Genomic DNA, 21,360 nt, shown 5'->3' with positions numbered 1-21,360 from the left:
TTATATGGTTATTTTGTTAAGTTGAGCCCTAATAAGTACACTTTAACATGCCTCAATAACAGACAAAAAATAAATATCAAAACTAAACACAAAAAAAATGATAATTAGTAACATTTAGCGACTTAACTTTACCTAGTAACTTAGGGTAAAATAGCGCCCTCAATGACTATTCACTCGGGCAATTAAAGGCGATTACGTGACAGAAAAACATCTTATTTGGGATTTACCCTTGCGCATTTTTCATTGGAGCTTTGCCATAACCATCCTAGCGTCTTGGTATACCTCGGAGCAAGAAGGGGAAATGATTGAACTACATATGCAATTGGGTTTCGTTGCCTTAGCTTTAATCGCATTTCGCATTCTCTGGGGCATTATCGGGCCAAAACATGCACGCTTTGCTCAGTTTATCCCCTCGCCCAAGACGCTTATTCACTATTTACACCCGGCAAAGGAGAGTAAAAATACCCCTGGTCATAATCCCTTAGGTGCCTTGATGGTGGTATTGATGATTGTATTAATCACTTTACAAGCCGTTAGCGGCTTATTTATCAATGATGATATTTTTTCCTCCGGGCCATACTACGGCAGTATTGGTAATGATTTAGAGAAAATAATGTTTTTTTTACATCACAACACCTTTGACTTTATGATTGCCGCCATTGCTTTGCACCTTGGGGCCATTACTTACTATTGGTGCATAAAAAAACAAAATTTAGTATTGCCTATGATCACCGGAAAAAAATCCGCTAAGCAAGTAAACGCTATTGATGCTATTCCACATTCGAAGCTTATTCTCGGTGGCATTGTTGCCATTTTTTGTCTTGGTTTTGTTTATTGGCTTGTTATCATCAATGCACCGGTACTAGAAGAATTTTACTATTAAATGCTTGTTACAAGCTATCGCTATACAGCAGTGTTGATATGAAAAGGTTAGCCACTTGGCTAACCTTTTTGTGCTTTTATACCCTTGACTTAACTCGATTTTATAATAGCAATAGAGCGCCAACCATTAACAAGCACTAGAAATAATGGCGATATTCCACTTTGAATTCTTGAAAACTATTTCGGGCATGGTCCTTACCTTCGACACGGTGAAAGTCAGCAGAAATCCTCAAGCTATCCTTATTGCTAAGTTGCATACTGTGTTGCAAACTGAACCGACTACGTTGGCTTTGATCAAATAAAAATTGATAATGCTCGGCTTCAATCATTAAGGTGCTTTTTGGCCAATAATGTAACAAGCCAACATGTACTCCCGGTGCAACGGCGGCAAAACTATTCAGCTTACGATTAAACTCTAATCGCCCGGTGACAAAGCCAAAAACATGAGTATTGTCAATTACTTGGTAACTAACACCGCCGCCTCCTGAGCCTTGAGTGACTAATACTTCCTTATCAACTGTCCATTGTTGCTCTACGCTTATATTAGCTTTCCATGACCAAGGTGAAAAATAATTATTCCTTGCTGATAAAGAGACGATATCAAGTAACTCCGCTTTTTCGAGTTTAACCTTACCCCCTTGATAGGCTCGGATCATGACATTAACCATATTTAATGACATACCTTGGTAATAACCGCCAATAGGGTCAAGTAAGTCATGATAACTGCCTCGGTATTTAAATTCGACAAAGCCTTGGTCTAGGTTTTGACCAAAGCTGACACCCAGCATCGACGTTTTATGGCCAAGATCAGGGCGCACTGGTTGTTCAATGGTGATAGTTAGCTTGCTTGGATTTTCGCTTAAGCGCCTCAATAGTAAAAAGCTTCGACGCGTGGTGGCTTTAGCACGGCCATTAAATGTATTTTGATAACGTAAATACCGATAAGCACTATCAACAATGAGTTGTTGCTGCTTAATTGTTAAACTGATAAATTCGTCTTTATTTAATAGCTCAATATCTTTAGATAAAGCCAGTGCCAAGGCATTTTCATCATCACTTAACATAGCTAATTGCGCTTTTAGCTCAGTTAAAATTGACGGTCGGTAATGAGTATCCGCTATTAAATCAGCTTCTTGTACTACCCTTACCGTATCTAGTGGCATAGCGGTAACCGGAAAATTATTCGCTAGGTATAAACCGGGCCGAGCAACATCAAGTAATTCAAGCAAACGAAAGGAGCAGTTTTCATCAAAGAAATAATATTCAAAGCTAATGCCTTGTAACTCCCAAATATGGGCTAACATTGCATCAATTTCATCGGGCTTTAAATTTAATTTATATTCCCATAAATCACGATTTTCCAAGCGGTTATACTCTTTGATTTTTTCAAAGTAGGGGTTAGCGGCAAATTTACCTGGGTAACCACCGGTTAATCCTCTGGCCGCATATAAAAAACCGCCATCACCTGCAGGCACTGTCGCGCCGAAGTTCAAGGCATAAGAAAGGTAAGTAGAATTTTGCTCAACATTTTCAGGGTCAAAGCGAAAAAAAGTGTGACCATACATAGAGGAGGGACTATTTAATTGTGCTGAGGCAAAGACCAACACTACACTCGTGGTATTGAGTTTTTTACGCCAGTCTAGATACTCCTGACAAACAAAGGGTTTAACTTCTTGGGCAAGCCCTTGAATATTTTCTAATAAAAACAGGGTTCTGGCCGGAAATTTACATTGAGTTTCGCTTTGATTTTTCAAAGCAGAAATCGTCGCTAATAATTCATTTATCGGATTTGTTGCGCCATCGTTCGCTAAAAAAAAACTAGCGTCATCAACATAGCTTTCAATATCACTACCCTCTGTTTGCGTATTGATATGTAATAATGCTTGCCACTGCTCTGTTTGCGCCAATTGAGAAATATTATTTGGTTGCTGTGCATTAGCTTTCACAGCCAATAAAAAAAATAAGGGTAATAATAGCGATGCTTTAAAGTTCATAGAGTTTTCTTGCTAAGAATGTGCTGGCGTTAAATGAAGACTGAAGATATAAATTCACTAATTAAAAAAGGCTACTTAAAGCAGCCTTTTGTCTTCGAAAAAAGTTAAATACTAAACAGTGTATTTAGCTAAAATTTCGTTATTTTTCATCAAGGTGAACATTGAGCTAACAACATGCTCAGTAGTTGCATCTTCTGAAGGGAATAATGTATTGAAGTTGTTATGTAGCGTCGACTTAAATAATGCACGGTCAGCTGCTGATACACCTAAAGAAACAGCAACGGCGGTTAATGCTTCACCATCACCACGAGCAACGTCTTCACTGAACTCATCCATAATCATGCTAACATCAATCATTTCCTTACCACCGTAAGTCAATGTACCTTTAGTTGAACAGCCGTTAGTACCGAATGTCATACCAAAAGTATTGTTACCTGTTGAATTATTGGTTGTCGCAGCTAACACATGGCTAGGAGTACCAGATTGACCCGCGAAAAGCATGTTACCCCAACCACAAGATTGGCTACCCGGTGCATCTGCAAGTGCAGAAGTTGATACTAATAATGTTGCGGCTATTAATAACTTTTTCATGATAAATCCCTGTATTTTTTTGTTAAATGTTACTTATTGTTAAAATTAAGCCAAACAAGTTTAATACATAAATTTTATTAATTCTAGCGTTTAAGTCATTAATTACTGGAGAAATTCAGCCTAGTGCGAGTAAAGCCTTATTAGACTTTTAACCGTTAAATAGTTACTTACTGATTTATTAAGTGCCACAAAAAAGCCCTTGCAACTGGCAAGGGCTTTTAAAAAATGAGCTGGGCAGAGAACTCTATCAATTAATCTTTCTTAAAGTCATTATGACAACCGCCGCAAGTTTTACCAACACCGCCAATCGCTTTTTTAATGGCACTTTCATCGTTAGATTTTGCCGCGGCAATTAACGTAGTGGAAGCTAAGGTTAATTTTTCGATATCTTTATTGAAGTGATCATTTTCTTGCCAAACTTTGGCTAATGCCTCTGTTTTAACGTTAAACTTCGAGGTATCAGTACGGGTATAATCGGCAATCATCAAGGATAGTTGCTGTATGCGAGTGGCGTTTTTTTCAACAACAACGGCATCAAGGGGGATTTTACCCTTCGCCATAGCGCCTAACGTACCCATATTACTACCCAGTAATTTGAACACTGATTGACGTAACTCAGTTGCTTTGATTGCATGTTTTTCAGAGCTGGCTGGTTGCGCCACAACGGCAGTAGCAGCTACTAAACTCGTTGCCACGGTAATAGCTAATAAACTTTTTTTCAGGACATTTATCGACATCATATCTCTCTTAATAATGATTATTTAACATGGCTATGTAGTTAGCTCAGGACGTCGTTGTAAACGTCATCTTCGAAGTCTCTGATCGAAGATCCATTGCTTTTAGAAGCTGGATCCCCGATTAAGACACCACGGGGATGACGATCCTGAACCATGTACATAGGCATGTTATTTAAAGACTTTTACTCGGCTAGTGTAGCTTAATCTCACTTGACAGCAAGCGGCATTTTGTAACAAAAACAAAAACAAAAAGTTAAATACTACAAAGTGCCACTTTATTTTTTATCACTTACAAACCATTAATTATATCTTTAACTAACGGTGGACCTTGATAAATAAAGCCAGTGTACACTTGCACTAAACTTGCGCCAGCGGCTAATTTTTCATTGGCATCGTCACTCGATGCTATGCCGCCAACACCAATAATGGGTAATTTATTATCAAGCGCTTCACTTAATATCTTGATCACCTGAGTACTTTTATCTTTCACCGGTTGACCGCTTAAGCCACCTTGTTCGCCGCCAAATTCAAGACCTTCAACGCCATCACGAGATAAGGTAGTATTAGTAGCAATCACGCCATCAATACCGTTATCAATTAATGATTTAGCGATAGATTTGACTTCATCTTCAGATAAGTCTGGCGCGATTTTAACCGTAAGCGGGATATATTTACCGTATTTATCAGCAAGTATTTTCTGCTCAGCCTTCAAAACTATCAATAAATCATTCAATGCATCACCGTATTGTAGCGAGCGCAAACCTGGGGTATTAGGCGATGATATATTCACGGTAATATAAGTCGCTAAGTCATAAACCTTACGCATGCAGTAAAGGTAGTCATCTTTCGCATTTTCTTCTGGGGTATCTTTATTTTTACCAATATTGATGCCTAAAACACCTTTAAAATTAGCCGCTTGTACTTGTGATACTAGGTAATCAACACCTTTATTGTTAAAGCCCATACGATTAATAATCGCGTTGGCTTGAGGTAATCTAAAGATACGTGGTTTATCATTACCCGGCTGTGGACGAGGTGTTACTGTGCCTACTTCAATAAAACCAAAGCCCATAGCAGCGAAAGCATTAATACACTCACCATTTTTATCAAGACCGGCCGCTAAACCAAGGGGATTAGGAAATTTTATCCCCATAACGGTTACCGGTTTATCTGCTACTTGTTGCTTATAAAAAATATTTAAAGGTGATTTTCCCGTGCTTTTTAAGCCTTTTATAGTCAACTCATGGATGGTTTCAGCGTCAAACTGAAAAAGTACTTTACGAATGGCTGGATAAAACATAGTGCCTCGGCTTGTAAATTATTAAAATAAAAAATCCCCGCTGGGCGAGGATTTTATCAGTTAAAGCGAGCATTACAATATGCTAGCTCTGTTTGAGCAAAATAAACTTAGTGCACGGTTATTTTAGATTTTCTTTCGCTAAAACCGGTTGGCAATTAAGGCTCAATAACATTAATTCACGCAATGCTACTGAGAATTTAGCAAAATCGTGCGACTGGCCTACTTTAAAATCAGCTAAAATATGTTTCCAGCGTCCCAAAGGTTGCTCATTAACGTCAATCCACTCAGTAAGCAACTGATCTAAATCAGTAAACTGGGAATCACATTGGCAACGTAATACCACTGAAGTTAGTGAACGTTGCTGCCAATCTAATTCTTCTCTAAAGGAAGAACGAGCAAGTGCTTGCCAGTGATTTGCCACGGGTTGGCGAGTAATTTGATCTAAGAACCAATGTAACTCTAAACGTGCACCTAGTGCGAAGTATAAAATTGCGGCATGCTCAACCGTACAGTTATTTTCCTGAGCAATTTCTGCAATATCCATGGTCGAGAATAGAGTGCTTAACTGAGAAATACGAGTAGCAACCACTTTAGGTACACCCGCATCAACTAGATCACTAGCAACCCTTGCTATGGATTCAACTTCATCACTGATCATAAAACTAAAGAGTTTTTCTGACATAATGGTAAACGTAGGTTGATACAAGGCAATGGATTCAGCAATTGACAGCGACTTGTTACGATGACGCAAGAACCAACGAGTTACTCGACGTACCGTTCTGCGGTATTGAAACAACATTTCAGTTTGAATAGCCGTAGATATTTGATTATTTAAAACTTCAATTTTCTGCCAAAAGTCATCTAACTCAAAGACTGCACTGGCGATGGTATAACAATTAGCAATCTCGGCAATACTAGCACCGGTTTCTTCTTGCATACGATTGACAAAGTTAAAGCCCATATCATTACCAATTTTGTTGGCAAGTTTGGTTGCTATAATTTGTGCACGTAATGGATGCTGTTGCATTTCATCTTGATAGAGTTCACGTAACTGCTTAGGGAAAGCTTCAATCAATAAACTGTTGTGGTAAGGGTTATCTGTAATTTCCACATGAACTAAATCATCTTTAAGAACCATTTTACTGTAGGCAAGCAAGACTGAAAGTTCAGGACGGGTTAAACCTTTACCTTGTGCTAATCTATCAGCAATTTCTTCGTCATCAGGAATAAACTCTAGCGCGCGATTTAGTTTGCCCGCTCTTTCCAGCTCATGAATAAAGCGAACTTGCTCTTTTAATTGGCTAGCACCACGCATTGCCGTGATAGACAATGAATGTGTTTGGCGATAACAATCCTCAATAACAATTTTACCTACGTCTTCAGTCATATCATGAAGTAGCTTATTACGTTGCTTAATGGTTAAATCACCATTTTGAACTAAGGTATTGAGTAATATCTTAATGTTTACTTCATTATCCGAGCAATCAACACCACCGGCATTATCAACCGCATCGGTATTAATACGGCCACCATTGGCAGCATATTCAATACGGCCTAATTGGGTGAAACCTAAATTACCACCCTCACCGACTACCTTGGCCTGAAGATCGACACCGTTAATACGTAAGGTATCGTTAGCTCGGTCACCTACTTCTAAATGTGTTTCTTTAGTCGCTTTAACATAGGTTCCTATACCACCATTCCAAAGTAGGTCTACCTTCATAGATAAAATGGCTTGCATCAAGTCAGTGGGTGCCATGCTTTGTTTTTGCGTGCCGATCATTTTCTTAATTTCAGGCGTTAGCTTGATTGATTTCACATGGCGACTGAAAATACCACCACCTTTGGAAATAAGTTCTTTATTGTAATCGTCCCAAGTACAACCAGGTAAATTAAATAAACGTTCACGCTCGACAAAGGAACTCGCGGTTTCAGGATTTGGGTCAATAAAGATATGCATGTGGTTAAACGCAGCTTGTAAGCGAATATGTTTTGACAATAACATACCATTACCAAACACATCACCCGCCATATCACCAATGGCAATACAGGTAAAGTCTGTAGTTTGACAATCAATATCCATTTCTCTGAAATGACGTTTAACTGACTCCCAAGCACCTTTAGCGGTAATACCCATGGCTTTATGATCGTAGCCAACACTACCACCTGAAGCAAAAGCATCACCTAACCAGAAATTGTATTCCTCAGCGATGCCGTTAGCAATATCCGAGAAAGTCGCCGTACCTTTATCAGCCGCTACCACGAGGTATGCATCATCACCATCTAAACGTACCACATCTTTTGGCGGCACAACTTCACCGGCAACAATGTTATCAGTAATGTCTAGCAAGGCGCGAATAAAAGTACGGTAACATTCTTTACCCGCTTCAAAAATTTCTTCACGTGTGCCATCAGGTAACTGTTTACAAACAAAGCCACCTTTAGCACCTACCGGGACAATAATGGTATTTTTAACTTGCTGCGCTTTAACTAAGCCAAGAACTTCGGTACGGAAGTCTTCACTTCTATCCGACCAACGTAAGCCACCACGAGCAACTTTACCACCACGTAAATGTACACCTTCAATTTGTGGTGAATAGACAAAAATTTCAAATTTTGGTACCGGCTGAGGCATTTCACTGATTTTACCGGGAAGGATTTTAAATGAAATGTAGGATTTATCACCTTTAATCGGGTCTGCTTGGAAGTAGTTAGTACGAATAGTCGCCATAATCATTTCGACAAAACGGCGAATAATACGGTCATCGTCTAAGTTGGCAACGTTATCGAGTGAACTCTCAATTTCGGCTAATAGCTTATTGTTTGCTTTTTCTTTCGCGCTCTCAGTTGCCTTGCTTTTAGGATCGAAACGTAAGGTGAATAAATCAATCAGTAATTGCGCAATTTCAGGGTAGCGAGAAAAGGTATTTTCAATATAACTCTGGCTAAAACGACCACCAATTTGCCGTTCATACTTAGCAAAGGCCCGTAAAATAGAAACGGCTCGACCTTCAATACCCGCACCTAAAATAAGACGGTTAAAGCCATCATCTTCTAAATCACCATGCCAGACTTTGACAAAAGCATCTTGGAAAAGGGTCCTAACTTTATAGACATCAAACTTACCTTCACCGGTTAGGTACATGGAAAAATCTAATATCCAGTAGGTTTCGCCATCAGAGGTTTTGATTGCATAAGGTCTTTCACCAATAACACGAAGACCAAAATTTTCCAGCATTGGCAACACATCACTTAAGTGAATAGGCTCGCCTTTATGGAATAATTTTAATTTAACAAAACGGCTACCCGTCTTCTCTTCCAGTGGTTGATAAAAAAGCATTTCTAAATCTTTTTCGTTAGTAATATTTTCTAGCTTTTCAATATCTACAATGGCAGAGCCGGGTAATACTTCATCTTTATAAGCTTGTGGGAATTTAATATATTTACGGCCAAGTGCTTTCGCCGCTGATTCACCGCGGTTAGCACCTAAAGCACTCATTAATTTGTCGTCCCAATTACGAGCGGCTTCGTTTAAATTCTTTTCAATTTCTTTCACGTCTATATCTGCTTTAGTGGAGTTGACTCGAACAATATAATGGGTTCTAGCATGAACTGATTCTGAGAAGAAAGTGGTAAATTCAACATCTTCATCACTATTAAATACTTCTTTAAGTAAGTTTTGTGTTTCGATACGTAATTTTGTGTTGTAACGCTCTCTTGGTACATAAACCATACAGGAATAGAAACGATCAAAGGCATCACGACGCACAAACAAACCAGTGTAATCACGTTCCTGCATCTGCAAAATACCGGTTACATTGTGTAGTAGCTCGGCTACCGACGACTGTAATATTTCATCCCTTGGATACGTTTCTAAAATATTAATGAGCGTTTTGTAATTATGAGTACCCTTGGCAAAAGGTGACGATTTACAAACGTCCATGACTTTAGAGCTAATAAGCGGTAGGTCTAGCGCACTGTTGGTGTAATACGCAGAGCCAAAAAGCCCAATAAAACGTTCTTCACCAATAACAACGCCCTTATCGTCAAACCGTTTAATACCGATGTAATCAAGTTGCGCCGGACGATGCACACGTGAGTTTGAATTGGTTTTAGTTAAAATTAGGTGGTTTGGTCCAAGTGCTACTTCTCGGCCTGTGGCACTTAAACTCGACACTAAACGTGACTTATTTCCTGGCGAGTTTTTCATTAAACCAAGGCTTGATTCAACATTGGCCTCTAAGGAAATATCGCCCTTGACCGCTTTTACATCATATGAACGATAGCCCATTAAGGTGAAATTATTCGCCGCCAGCCAGTTTAGAAAACTTAAGGTGTCTTCTTTATCCGCTTTAGTGCCCGGTAACTTGGCTTTGCTAACATCATCAATGACCCTTTTTAAACAAGATAACATTGGCTGCCAATCACTGACAGTTAAGCGGATATCTTCAACAACAGAAAGCAGGGTATTTTTAATACTACTTAACTCTTCATCGGTCGTCTGACGATCAATTTCAATTAAAAATATAGTTTCTTCCGAGCTTGCTACTAATTGGTTATCGATAATAGGAGCTAATTCAATCACTTCTAAATTTTTATCGCGAATTATTTTTAATGGTGCATTTAGCATCAGGTGTGGCGATAAGCCTAAACGGTTTAATGCTATACGAATAGAGTCCACTAAAAACGGCATATCCTGGATAATAACTTCTATAATCGTATGGCTAGATTTCCAGCCGTTTTTGCTTACCGAAGGATTAAACACATGGATAATAGGTGCATTATCTTTATGCTCATTAAGTGAACTCCACAAGCTAAGCGCCGCACCATACATATCACTTTCATTACGGTGGTCAAGATCTAATGATGACATATTGCCATAAAGTAAATGGGCAAATTTCTCAACTAAGGGAGCAGTTTTTTCATCTACTTTTTGCTGAATAAGTTTTGCTACATTGCTAAGAATAACCGAGGGTGAACCGTTTACTAACGCCATGGATGTTTCCTTTTCCTTTTAAAAAGAAAGCTTGAATAATTGATTTTTTGTTTTGACACAGTCTCTTACTTTTAACTAACGATGTTAGAAGCATAAACCTTAATCTTTTTTATTTATATTTTGTCTATCAGAATAGACTATGCAGTGGATTTTATGAATAAACTTAGGCTATTGCGAGTGTTATTTTGTATTTTATTGGCTTAATTTTAAAGAGGTGGATGAGTAAAGGAGTCCTTTAGTTTACCGTTAGCTATGTTTATGCAGTTATGATCAATAGATACTGAGTAAAGGGCTTTTTTATTGTTTATTTATGCAATATCTTTAAGTGAAAGTTGTTTAAATTTAGCAAAAAAAAAGCACTTAATTATACCCGTTGGTATTTAATTAAGTGCTTAGGGTTAGCTGAACTGAGTATTAAAATAAAAATGCCCTTATTTTAGCCTTCAGTCAGCTACTATCTTGCGCTAAATCACCTGGGGTAATTTAGGGTTGCGCAAAAGCCTAGTTTTTATCAATATTTTTATTTGCCCATAAGAAGGCTGACAGTGCCGGTAAAATAATAATAGCGGCTAACATATTAACCAAGAACATAAAGGTTAATAATATGCCCATATCAACTTGAAATTTCAAATCAGAGAAAAACCAGGTTGAAACACCTATCGCTAACGTTAAACCCGTGATAAGTACCGCACTGCCTCGTTCTTTTAAAGCCGCAAGGTAAGCATCATGGACATTGAAGCCTTCGTTAAGCTTAGTGCTCATGGTGGAGAGTATATAAATACCATAATCAACACCAATACCAACCCCCAAGGCAATAACCGGCAGAGTGGATACCGTTAAACCGATATCAAGTACTGTCATTAACCACTGGGCTAAGGTAGAGACCACAAATAAAGGCACTACCACCACTAATGTTGCTCTAATACTTCTAAAGCTCAGTAAACATAACGAAATAACCGCACCATAAACATAAAGCATCATAGGCAATTGTGCTTCGGCAACGGCTTCATTGGTTGCTGCCATCACGCCAACGGGGCCAGAAGCTAACTTAAATTGTACCTGTTCACTGCCCAATTCTTTTGCCGCCGCGTTCACCGCAGCAATAACAGTATTGATGGTCTGTGCTTTGTGATCTTCTAAGAACAAGATAACTGGCATAACACTACAATCATTATTTAACAAGCCACTAGACGAAGGGACACGGGCAATAGACTGCACTAGGGTGTGTTGATTACGAGGAATAACTCGCCATTTGGGATTACCCTCGTTATAGCCAGCATTCACCAATTTAGAGATAGACGATAAGCTAACCGCAGATTGTACACCGGCAACGTTTTCCATATGCCATTGGAATCTATCTATTGTCGCCATGATATCGTAGTCAGTACAGGCATTTTCAGTTGTTTCAATAATAACCGACATATAATCGACACTGATGGCATACCTGTCAGTGATTAAGAAAGTATCTTGATTATAACGTGAAGATTCGTGTAAGGCAGGGGCTCCTGCATGTAACTCACCAATTTTCAAATCTTGCCCTTGATAAAAGCCTACCGCAAATAAAATGCTGGTAAGGACCAATATCACGGTGGCAGGACCTTTAGTGGCAAAGCTCGCCATGAAAGACCAAACTACATTTTCTTCAGTTGACTGCTCGGCTTTTGGCGGTGTTTTTATTTTAGTATAAGATAGTAATATCGGCAAGAGAATAAGATTGGTCAAAATGATCATCGCCACACCAATCGAAGCGGTGATAGCCAACTCTTTAATAATGCCAATATCAATGGATAGTAAGGTTAAAAAACCGACGGTATCTGAGAGTAATGCAACCCCCCCTGGGATCAATAAGACTCGAAAACTTGCTTGCGCCGCGGATGCGGGTGTTAGCCCTATGGCGACCTTTTTAACGACAGAGTTTATCATCTGTACACCATGACTAACGCCAATAGCAAACACCAAGAAGGGGATCAATATCGACATAGGGTCGAGGCCAAAACCCAGCGTCGATAACATGCCCAGTTGCCAGACAACAGCCACTAATGAACACATGATAGGTAGAAAAGTTAAACGAATTGAATGACAAAAAAGGTAGACCATCACCGCAGTAATGGCGATGGCAAGGGCAAAGAATAACACCACCCCTTTCGCGCCTTGGGCAACATCGCCGACCATTTTAGCAAAGCCAATAATGTGTATCGTTATATTGTCGTGCTCAAACTCTTGACGAATTTTCTGTTCCAGCTGTTCGGCGATTTCTAGAATATCTAATTTATCTCCGGTATCAGGGTTAATGTCTAATAAAGCCGCCTTAACCATGGCACAACTGTAGTCATCAGCAACAATACTGCCGACTATACCTGCTTTTTCAATATTGCCCTTTACGATAGCTAGGCCTTGGGCAGTTGCTTGAAAATCCGCAGGAATAACTGGTCCGCCAGCAAAACCATCTTCAACCACCTCAACAAAACGGGTATTAGGTGAAAATAGCGACTTTACTTGGATCCTATCAACACCAGGAATAAAGAATAATTTGTCATGAACGCCTTTTAACGCATTAAAGAAGTCAGCATTAAAAATATCGCCACCACTATCACAGACAGAAATAAGGATATTATTTGCGCCACCAAAATTCGCCCTATGTTTTAAATAGGTTTTCATGTAGCTATGATTTAACGGTATATTTTTGGTAAACGAAGCGTCGAGCCTAATTTGTGTTGCTTGAAAAATAAAAAATACGCTGGTGATTACGAAGAGCATTAACACCAAGAGTTTATGACGAAATAGGCCTATTTCAAGACGACTAGCCAGAGAAATTTTCATAGTGATATCATTCCGAACTTTATTATATTTTAATGATTAAATTTATTTATATGTGAGTGTTTGTTACTGTTTAGGTAAATCCAAAACCTTAATACCAACATCTGATACCGCCACCAATTTTCCCTTGAACCAGACACCTGAAATTAAGGTTTTACCGTCTTGTTGCGGTCTTTGATGAAAACTTTCCCCATCATCGCTACTAATAAGTAACATGCCATTATTACCAAGCACAAAAATACGTTCTTCATCGGTAAAGACAATATCATTGAGTAATGCCGTGGTATTAGTAGCAATTTCTTGCCATTGCCGACCATTATTTAAACTACGAAAAACATGCCCTCGTAGACCAGCGACTAAAATATTACCCTGCTTAGTTCTGCCCATAGAAAAAAATGAGCCCTGATAAAAGCCATCAAATTGTTGCCAAGTCAGGCCAAAATCATTACTTTTAGCCAGTAAGCCTGCCTCTCCTAATAGGAATAAAGTCCGGCCATCCTGCACTAAGCCATTGAAATGCGGTAAAATGAAGGATATTTCATCGAGATATGCCTCTTCATCTTCGGCTTTAAGTTCCTTAAGGTAATCGACATCATCTGCTAATAAAAATTCCTGATGAAACTCACTCTGCCACGTCGTGCCACCATCATTACTGCGAAAAAATTGTCCATAGGCACCAACAGCTAACCCCTGCTGTGCATTCTTAAAATAAATATCTAGCAAGGGTTTTTCAAGGGCCGGCAAATATTGTTGAACTTGCCAGTTAAGGCCACCATCTTGACTATGTAGAATCGTGGCATCATGACCAACAGCCCAGCCTAACTGCTCATTTAAAAAATAGACACTGGTTAACGTTGCCTGTACCGGAACATTGGCTTGCTGCCAATTAATCCCATCCATAGACAGTAATATATGTCCATGTTGGCCTACGGCAACCAGTTTGTTTGCGCCAATAGGCGCAATGTCTAATAATAGTGATTTACTTGCTAAAGCAGATTCAGTTGCTGGTGCTAAGCTAGCAAACGTTGCCGAGGTGTCATCAGCACATACGGGGAAAAGGGAACTAATAAAAATAACTGCAAAAGCAACTAGTAAACGCATAAAAAACTCTTTTTTTGATTTTTCTTAAAATAAAAACAATGCAAAACTTAACTAATACCATATCAAGCACTAAATATAGTACTAAAAAAAACGGCTAACATTTGTCAGCCGTATCCTTGTTACTGATTATCTCCGACCTTCGCGTCTTAGCGCGGCGGGAGTAAAGTCTCGCTCTTTAAGCTTGGTCGAGAAATCATACATTTTCTCTTCGTTGTCTAAACCTAAGGCTATATAACGGCGTGATTGAATATCGTGAAAGACATCAAGAGTCGACCAAAGTGTTGGTACTTCATAATAATTGATGGTATGAGAAATACCTACACGATACAGCTCATCACGGTTGTCATAAATATCCGTTACCACCACTTGCCAGCTATCTTCATCGATATAAAAGACACGTTTCTTGTAGATATGACGAGTATTGTCTTTAAGGTTAGCTTCAACTACCCAGACACGATGTTTTTCATATCGCACTAGGTCTGGGTTGATATGGCCCGCCTGTAAAATATCATCATATTTAACTTTATCACTATGCAGTCGATAGTCATTATAAGGAATGTATAATTCTTGCTTACCTTTTAATGTCCAGTTATAACGATTTGGTGCCCCATTATACATGTCAAAATCATCTGTGGTTCTTAAACCATCTGACGCTGTACCTGGCGCATCGTAAGCAACATTTGGTGCACGACGAACGCGGCGTTGACCGGTATTATAAGTCCAAGCTTGTCGAGGTGTTTTCACTTGGTCCATGGTTTCATGTACTAATAGTGCCGTACCAGCCAAGCGAGCAGGCTCAGTTACTTTCTGCTTAAATTTAAACAAAATATTTGTTTTTTGCAGCTCCTCGGGAGAAGCGCCTTTAACATTGTATGGCAATAATAACGTTTCTTTTAAACCCACATATGTATAACTACCTGATGCAGTTGGCGAAGCTTGGCCTGCTTGACGAGTAACATTTTCACCACGATAGCGTAAAGTATGGTTCCAAATTGCTTCTAGGCCATTAGCTGGCACAGGAAATGGAATGCCCACTGCCGCTTGTTTGATGCCATTACCATTTTCAACTAATTCTGAACGTGTGGCATTTTTTCTAACCGCTTGATATACATGTTCAGGGTAAGAGGCACTACGATGTGTTTGATAAATATTCATCTTATAAGTATCAGGATAAGTTTCAAATAATTTAATTTGACCTGGTGTTAACAATGTTTTGTATTTATCAAGATTACCGGCGGTAATGGTAAACTCTATTTTGTCATTAGGATACGGGTCAAGGTGATGATCACCAACGGTATATCCCGCCGGAGCTTTAGTAATGCCTCCGGTCCACTCAGGAATTGAACCGTCTTTATTCCCTGCACGTGTTGCGCCCATTGGCGTTAATTCCGCTGACAACTTTGCCGCTTGCTCGCTAGTTATTTTTGCTAAAGCACCTGTTGATAAGACCATGGCGATGGTCAATGATAATATTGTGACTTTATTCATGTTATTTCTCATGATTTCTGCCTTAAATTAGATTGAATATTTGACGCTGAAAGATACATAATCGCGATCTTCCATCTTATTGGTAGTGCCGACACCACCGAAGAAACTGTTGTAGTTTAAATCGGCTGACCAACGACTTTGGTAATCAAAGGTTAAGCCCAAAGACAACGATTTTCTGCCTTCAATAAACATAAACAGTGGGTCGGGCGTGATACCTTTGACATCGTGAGCAAATACTACTCGTGGTGAAATATTGATACCAGCAATAACATTGGTGTAGTCCAGTTTGGCAACGGCACGATAACCCCAAGCAAACTCAGTTGGGAAAGGATTACTCTCAACACCGCCTTGTAAAACCATATTAAGACCAGACAGATTACCGTCACTATCCGTAATACCGCCACTACGCCCGGTACCGGGGCCATTTAAGCGCAATGTACTTTGATCAGGCATATCATTAATGTTAATGCCGCCCACTTCAATTAGACCAACTAACTGACTGGCACCAATGGTAGGGCCAAACAAATGGGTTAGGGTCACTTGTGCTTGCACCGTATCGGATAAAATGTAGCCTTGTGCTATTTGACCTGGCTGGTATGGCGTACCATCAGGTTGAACCATTTGCGAGACATTGTTTAAAGAGTCATATGCTGGATTGCCTGAATTATAAAGCTGCTGTGGCACAGCGGCAAATAGCAATTCTACATCATCAATTTGCAACGGCTCGTCTTGACGATAGGTCACTTCACCAGCAACCGCAGTAGTGCCTACGGTAGTATTAAAACTTAACGCATACATTTTAATGTCTTCTGGATAATCCAGTTCAACACGAGAGAATGTCTTTAAATCGGTGTAGTTATCTTCCGTGATTATTGTAGTTGCTAGCATACCAATATCACCAGCAATTGTTTCCGGGCTAAAGTCTGCCGTGATGCCAGAGAAAATTGGGCGGCGACTATGATAATTGACATGATACAAACTAAATTCGGTGTCATTTAGCTCAGGGACAAACCAAGATAAGCGCAAACCATATTGGCCACCGCCATCGGGTTCATTTTCCGCTTTTGAGCCAGGTGCTCTTAACGTAATGTTGCCCGCATAAGCTGCATACATGGCCCCCGCTTGCTCGGGTGAAATCTGTTTTGCTCTAAGCGCAGCGCCAATTTCATTTAGACCTACCATGAGGTAATCTAAATTCATATCAGGATTACCGCCGAAACCTAACTGGACATTATTATATTGGCCACCATCACCGGCAAAATCATTGGTAGAAAAATAACTACCTGGCGGTGGTAGTATGGTTTTTTCCCAAGTGTACTGATAAAAGGCTTCAATATTGAAGTTATCGGTAACCCCTAACGAGCCCCATAAGGAACCAACCGGAATAAAGGCTTCTTTTAACTCAGCACCGGGTGCACGTAAACGAGCAATATCAACGGGATTTATCTCACTAATACCATGAGAAATAAGGGTACTTTCACCCCAGCTGATCACTTGATCACCTAAACGTACTGAAAAAGGCATTTCTCCTATTTCGAAGTCGCCGTATATATAGGCATCGAGTAAACGAACATCATGACAGACTTGCTCATCTGCCTTTGAGTCACGACAGGGGTCAAAGACATTACCAGTAAGCGAGTTAGACGATGCTCTGTCGTTCTTCATCATGGCAAAATCATAAAAATACATACCACGAAGAAAAATACCGACATTTTGATAGTGAATGTCTAATTCATGCACACCTTTAAATATTTGAGAGAAACTTTCACCAGCATTGTAGTTCAAGTTGCCCGCGTCACCATTAGTGGAGTAACCGCCAGCACCTTGTGCCCAAATATCCTCTTTCGGTATCGCCGGAGAGAATATATTATAATTACTGAAATCAAGGCCATTATTGGCATTGTTAGACTTACCTACATTGTCATTCCAGTTTCTATTTTCGGTGCGCCAGCTTGAGCCAATGCTAAAGGTAGAATCAAAACTGATCTCTACATCACCCAACTCAAATCTTGCTGCTTCAGCATTATTAACCACTGAGGTTAACAATGATATCGAAAGCGCAGCAGCAACACCTACAGCTAAAGGTTTTTTGGCAAAGCCATGTTGAAGCTTGTGTTTCATCTATTCTCTCCCCTGTTTCGAACATCATGCTAAAGATAAAATATCAGTGAAATTTCATCTTTATAAATGTAATCAAAAGTTAGTTTTTGTTTTATTGTTTATCTAACGGTAACAATAATTACATCATTTGACTTAGGTAGCAAGCGTAAAGGTTAGAGTTAAAGCGCTATAATTTAAGGACTTGCATTGATAGCCCTTAGGGTTTTAATACCGCGTTTAAAACTAGCGTTTAAAAACAAAACAATACAAATCCCTGTTTGTTTTATAAGTTCATGAAATAACGATATTTTGTTTATCTTCATGGCTTATAAACAAACAAGGAATGGTCTGACCACTGTTTCAAGTGTTTACTCTATTAAAGGATGTTTAAGTGCGTTTATTTAACTTTAGTTAAGGCTAAAAACTTGTTTTGTTGCGTTTGTAGACAAAAGTCACCTTTGATACCAGTGGCACTAAGGTACTTTCGTAGGTGCATGGCAGGGAATTGGACTTTAATACCTTGGGTCGTAGTCACCACGACATTTTGCACAGTGCCTTGATAATAAGGCAGGAATTCACTTGTGGATAAATTGAGTGAGAAGTAATATTTCATATCTTTATACTATATAGCAGTAACGCACTCACCTGCAGTGATAAGCACGTTACTAAGCCGTGATATACGGGCAGTTAAGTTGTTTAGTCTTGTAGCGCAGCATCCAATTTTTCTTTTAAGTCATTTGATAACTTAGGCAATGACTGCAATTTAACTAACTCTGATCTCATTAATTTTTGATGTCTTGGTGCAAAACTTTTATATTGAATAAGTGGGGTGATCAGTCTTGAAGCAACTTGTGGATTAATTTCATTTAATTTTGCAATTTGCTCGGCTAAAAATTGATAACCTCGCCCTGTTGGACAATGAAAATACTTAGGGTTATTCATCGTAAAAGCGCCAATTAAAGAGCGAGAGCGGTTTGGATTTTTCAAACTAAATTGTGCATGCATCAATAAGTCATCAAGTTGCGAAAAAATATCCTCACTCACCACACTAGCATTTAAGGCGAACCATTTGTCCATCACTAATGTCGTTTGTAGCCACTTCATCTCAAAATGTTGCAGTTGCTGCTTTAAGTCCACTAAGTTGTGTTTTGCTGAGCACGTTAACGCGGCCAAACTATCCGTCATATTTTCTTGGAGAATGTCATCATTATTCGTCGCTTGCTGATATTGCTGAGTGACTAAATACTGATATTCAGGTAAATAACTTAATAAAGCTAAACAAACATTTTTTAAGGCTCGATTAGCAACTAGGTTAGCTGATGACTGGTCTAGCTGTTGGCATGCTTGATAGCTAGCCAGTAATTCTTCTTGGCTGCCTTGGGCAATAAATAATGATAATGCCGTTATTGCCCTAGTAAGCGCAATGGGGTCAACCTCAATCATCAAGCTAGCGGCTTCATCAAAACTAGGTAATAATAATTGTTCCGCAATAAAAGCACGATCACCATCGCCCGTTAACATCTCGTTAATGGCAATAAGTAACTCATTAGGGATGACATAATCAGCATCAAAGGTTAGTTGTTGGATATATGACATTAACAGTTTTTGCCCTGCGTCCCAGCGACAAAAACTATTATTAGCTTGCTTAATAATGGTGAGTAAACTGGCATCGTCTTGCTGAAAAAGCAATTTAACTGGCGCACTAAAGTCGCTAAGCATGGCTAAAGTCGGTTTACTGCTAAAGCCGTTAAATTGCCAACTTTGCTCTGTTTGTGTCAACTCTAGTAATTCACTTTGCCCTGCATGGTTTTCACTGATTAATTCAATTTTAATAGGTATATGTAACGCTTGTGGGTTTTGTTGGCTCTTAGTTACCGGTGATTGCTGTGATAAAGTTAAGCTATAAAGCTTTGTTTGTTCATCATAGCTTTCTTGTACTTTAATTACCGGAGTACCCGACTGGCTATACCATAATTTAAATTGAGATAGATCCTTAGCACTGGCATCGCTCATAGCGTTGATAAAATCATCACAAGTGACAGCCATGCCATCAAAACGAGCAAAGTATAAATCCATGCCTTTTCTAAAGTTATCTACACCAATTAACGTATGCAGCATACGAATAACTTCTGCGCCCTTCTCATAAACAGTTAAGGTATAAAAGTTATTCATTTCCACGACTTTTTCAGGTCGTATCGGGTGCGCCATGGGCCCAGCATCTTCAGCAAACTGTTGCGAACGTAATACCCGCACATTTTGAATACGGGTCACTGCACTTGAATGCATTTGTGCACTAAATTGCTGATCCCTAAAAACCGTTAAGCCTTCTTTTAAACTCAATTGAAACCAATCACGACAGGTGACGCGATTGCCGGTCCAGTTATGAAAATATTCATGGGCAATCACAGCTTCAATATTAAAATAGTCGGTATCTGTCGCGCATTGACTATCTGCCAGCACATATTTGGAATTAAAAACATTTAAGCCTTTATTTTCCATCGCACCCATATTGAAAAAATCTACCGCGACAATCATGTAGATGTCTAAGTCGTATTCAAGACCAAAAGTCTCTTCGTCCCAAGCCATAGATTTTTGTAATGACACCATGGCATGTTTAGCTTTGGCTAAATTACCTTTATCAACAAAGATCTCTAGGGCAACTTCACGTCCTGATGCCGTGGTAAAGGTATCGGCAAGTAAGTCAAAAACTCCGGCAACCAAAGCAAACAAATAGCAAGGTTTGGGAAAGGGGTCGTGCCAAGTAACAAAGTGTTTGTTATTCGCTAAGTCACCCGCGGCCACTTTATTACCGTTTGATAATAAAGTGGGATATAACGTTTTATCGGCGATAACTTTAGTGGTGAACGTCGCCATGACATCGGGTCTATCCAGATAATAGGTGATCCGACGGAAGCCTTCGGCTTCACATTGAGTACAAAATGCCTCGCCAGATTTAAACAGCCCTTCTAATGCGGTATTTTCCTGGGGATTAATCTCGGTAGTAATAGTGAGAGTAAATTTATTACCGTCCGGTAAGCTAGTGGCCGGTATGGTCAGTAACGTATCACTGAGCTGATATTGTTCTTTACTCAAGGCTTGTTTATCAAGCACTACGGATACTAGCGTTAAATGCTCACCATTGAGTTGCAACGCTTGTTTATTATTGCTTTGTCGCTCTATGCTCAGCTCACTAATAACTTGGCTACAAGTATCATCTAAGGTAATGATTAGGTTTACTGTCTTAATCATAAAGTCAGCTGGTCGATAGTCAGCTAAAAATCGTGGTGCGGTGTCTGATAAAGAAGATGACATAATAGAGCCCTGCTGTGGAAAGATAAATTAAAATTAAGCCGT

The 21,360-nt window shown here is 39.4% G+C and carries 12 protein-coding genes; 1 reads left to right on the top strand and 11 read right to left on the bottom strand.

The features are described 5' to 3' along the window. Window positions 1-196: 196 nt before the first annotated feature. Entirely contained in the window at window positions 197-883 is a 687-nt protein-coding gene (locus MTCD1_RS09155; protein WP_057180866.1) for a cytochrome b/b6 domain-containing protein, read from the top strand. Between the two features lie 136 nt (window positions 884-1,019). Here the strand turns inward: MTCD1_RS09155 and MTCD1_RS09150 are convergent, their stop codons facing one another. The 11 genes from MTCD1_RS09150 to pepN all read right to left on the bottom strand — a co-directional run bounded on the left by MTCD1_RS09150 (window position 1,020) and on the right by pepN (window position 21,318). Continuing rightward, on the bottom strand, window positions 1,020-2,876 hold the full coding sequence (locus tag MTCD1_RS09150) for an Lnb N-terminal periplasmic domain-containing protein (RefSeq protein ID WP_057180865.1): 1,857 nt from the start codon (window positions 2,874-2,876) through the stop codon (window positions 1,020-1,022). Window positions 2,877-2,987: 111 nt separating this feature from the next. Beyond that, on the bottom strand, window positions 2,988-3,467 hold the full coding sequence (locus tag MTCD1_RS09145) for a DUF3015 family protein (RefSeq protein WP_057180864.1): 480 nt from the start codon (window positions 3,465-3,467) through the stop codon (window positions 2,988-2,990). Window positions 3,468-3,718: 251 nt separating this feature from the next. Beyond that, window positions 3,719-4,204: a c-type cytochrome gene (locus tag MTCD1_RS09140; RefSeq protein WP_235013364.1), complete on the bottom strand. Its 486-nt coding sequence runs from the start codon at window positions 4,202-4,204 to the stop codon at window positions 3,719-3,721. Between the two features lie 289 nt (window positions 4,205-4,493). Beyond that, the gene (gene pyrD, locus MTCD1_RS09135; protein WP_057180863.1) at window positions 4,494-5,504 is read right to left on the bottom strand and encodes a quinone-dependent dihydroorotate dehydrogenase; all 1,011 of its coding nucleotides are present in this window, start codon (window positions 5,502-5,504) and stop codon (window positions 4,494-4,496) included. A 118-nt stretch (window positions 5,505-5,622) separates the two neighbouring features. Beyond that, window positions 5,623-10,500, bottom strand: coding sequence for an NAD-glutamate dehydrogenase (locus tag MTCD1_RS09130; RefSeq protein WP_057180862.1), 4,878 nt, complete (start codon window positions 10,498-10,500; stop codon window positions 5,623-5,625). Window positions 10,501-11,001: 501 nt separating this feature from the next. Continuing rightward, a complete protein-coding gene (locus MTCD1_RS09125; RefSeq protein ID WP_057180861.1) occupies window positions 11,002-13,320 on the bottom strand; it encodes an efflux RND transporter permease subunit in 2,319 nt (772 codons plus the stop codon). Between the two features lie 63 nt (window positions 13,321-13,383). After that, complete coding sequence (locus tag MTCD1_RS09120) at window positions 13,384-14,418, bottom strand: WD40/YVTN/BNR-like repeat-containing protein (RefSeq protein WP_057180860.1); 1,035 nt, start codon at window positions 14,416-14,418, stop codon at window positions 13,384-13,386. 126 nt (window positions 14,419-14,544) lie between these two features. Then, window positions 14,545-15,906, bottom strand: a complete 1,362-nt coding sequence (locus MTCD1_RS09115; protein ID WP_057180906.1) for a DUF1329 domain-containing protein — start codon at window positions 15,904-15,906, stop codon at window positions 14,545-14,547. Between the two features lie 27 nt (window positions 15,907-15,933). Then, window positions 15,934-18,027 carry a DUF1302 domain-containing protein gene (locus tag MTCD1_RS09110; protein WP_057180859.1) on the bottom strand — a complete coding sequence of 698 codons (2,094 nt, stop codon included), beginning with the start codon at window positions 18,025-18,027 and terminating at the stop codon, window positions 15,934-15,936. 376 nt (window positions 18,028-18,403) lie between these two features. Then, the gene (locus MTCD1_RS09105) at window positions 18,404-18,619 is read right to left on the bottom strand and encodes a DUF2835 family protein (protein WP_057180858.1); all 216 of its coding nucleotides are present in this window, start codon (window positions 18,617-18,619) and stop codon (window positions 18,404-18,406) included. An 83-nt stretch (window positions 18,620-18,702) separates the two neighbouring features. After that, window positions 18,703-21,318: an aminopeptidase N gene (pepN, locus tag MTCD1_RS09100; protein ID WP_057180857.1), complete on the bottom strand. Its 2,616-nt coding sequence runs from the start codon at window positions 21,316-21,318 to the stop codon at window positions 18,703-18,705. Between the last annotated feature and the right edge of the window lie 42 nt (window positions 21,319-21,360).

Source organism: Colwellia marinimaniae, assembly GCF_002207865.1.
GTDB lineage: Bacteria > Pseudomonadota > Gammaproteobacteria > Enterobacterales > Alteromonadaceae > Colwellia > Colwellia marinimaniae.
This window is presented reverse-complemented; position numbering and strand designations above follow the sequence as displayed.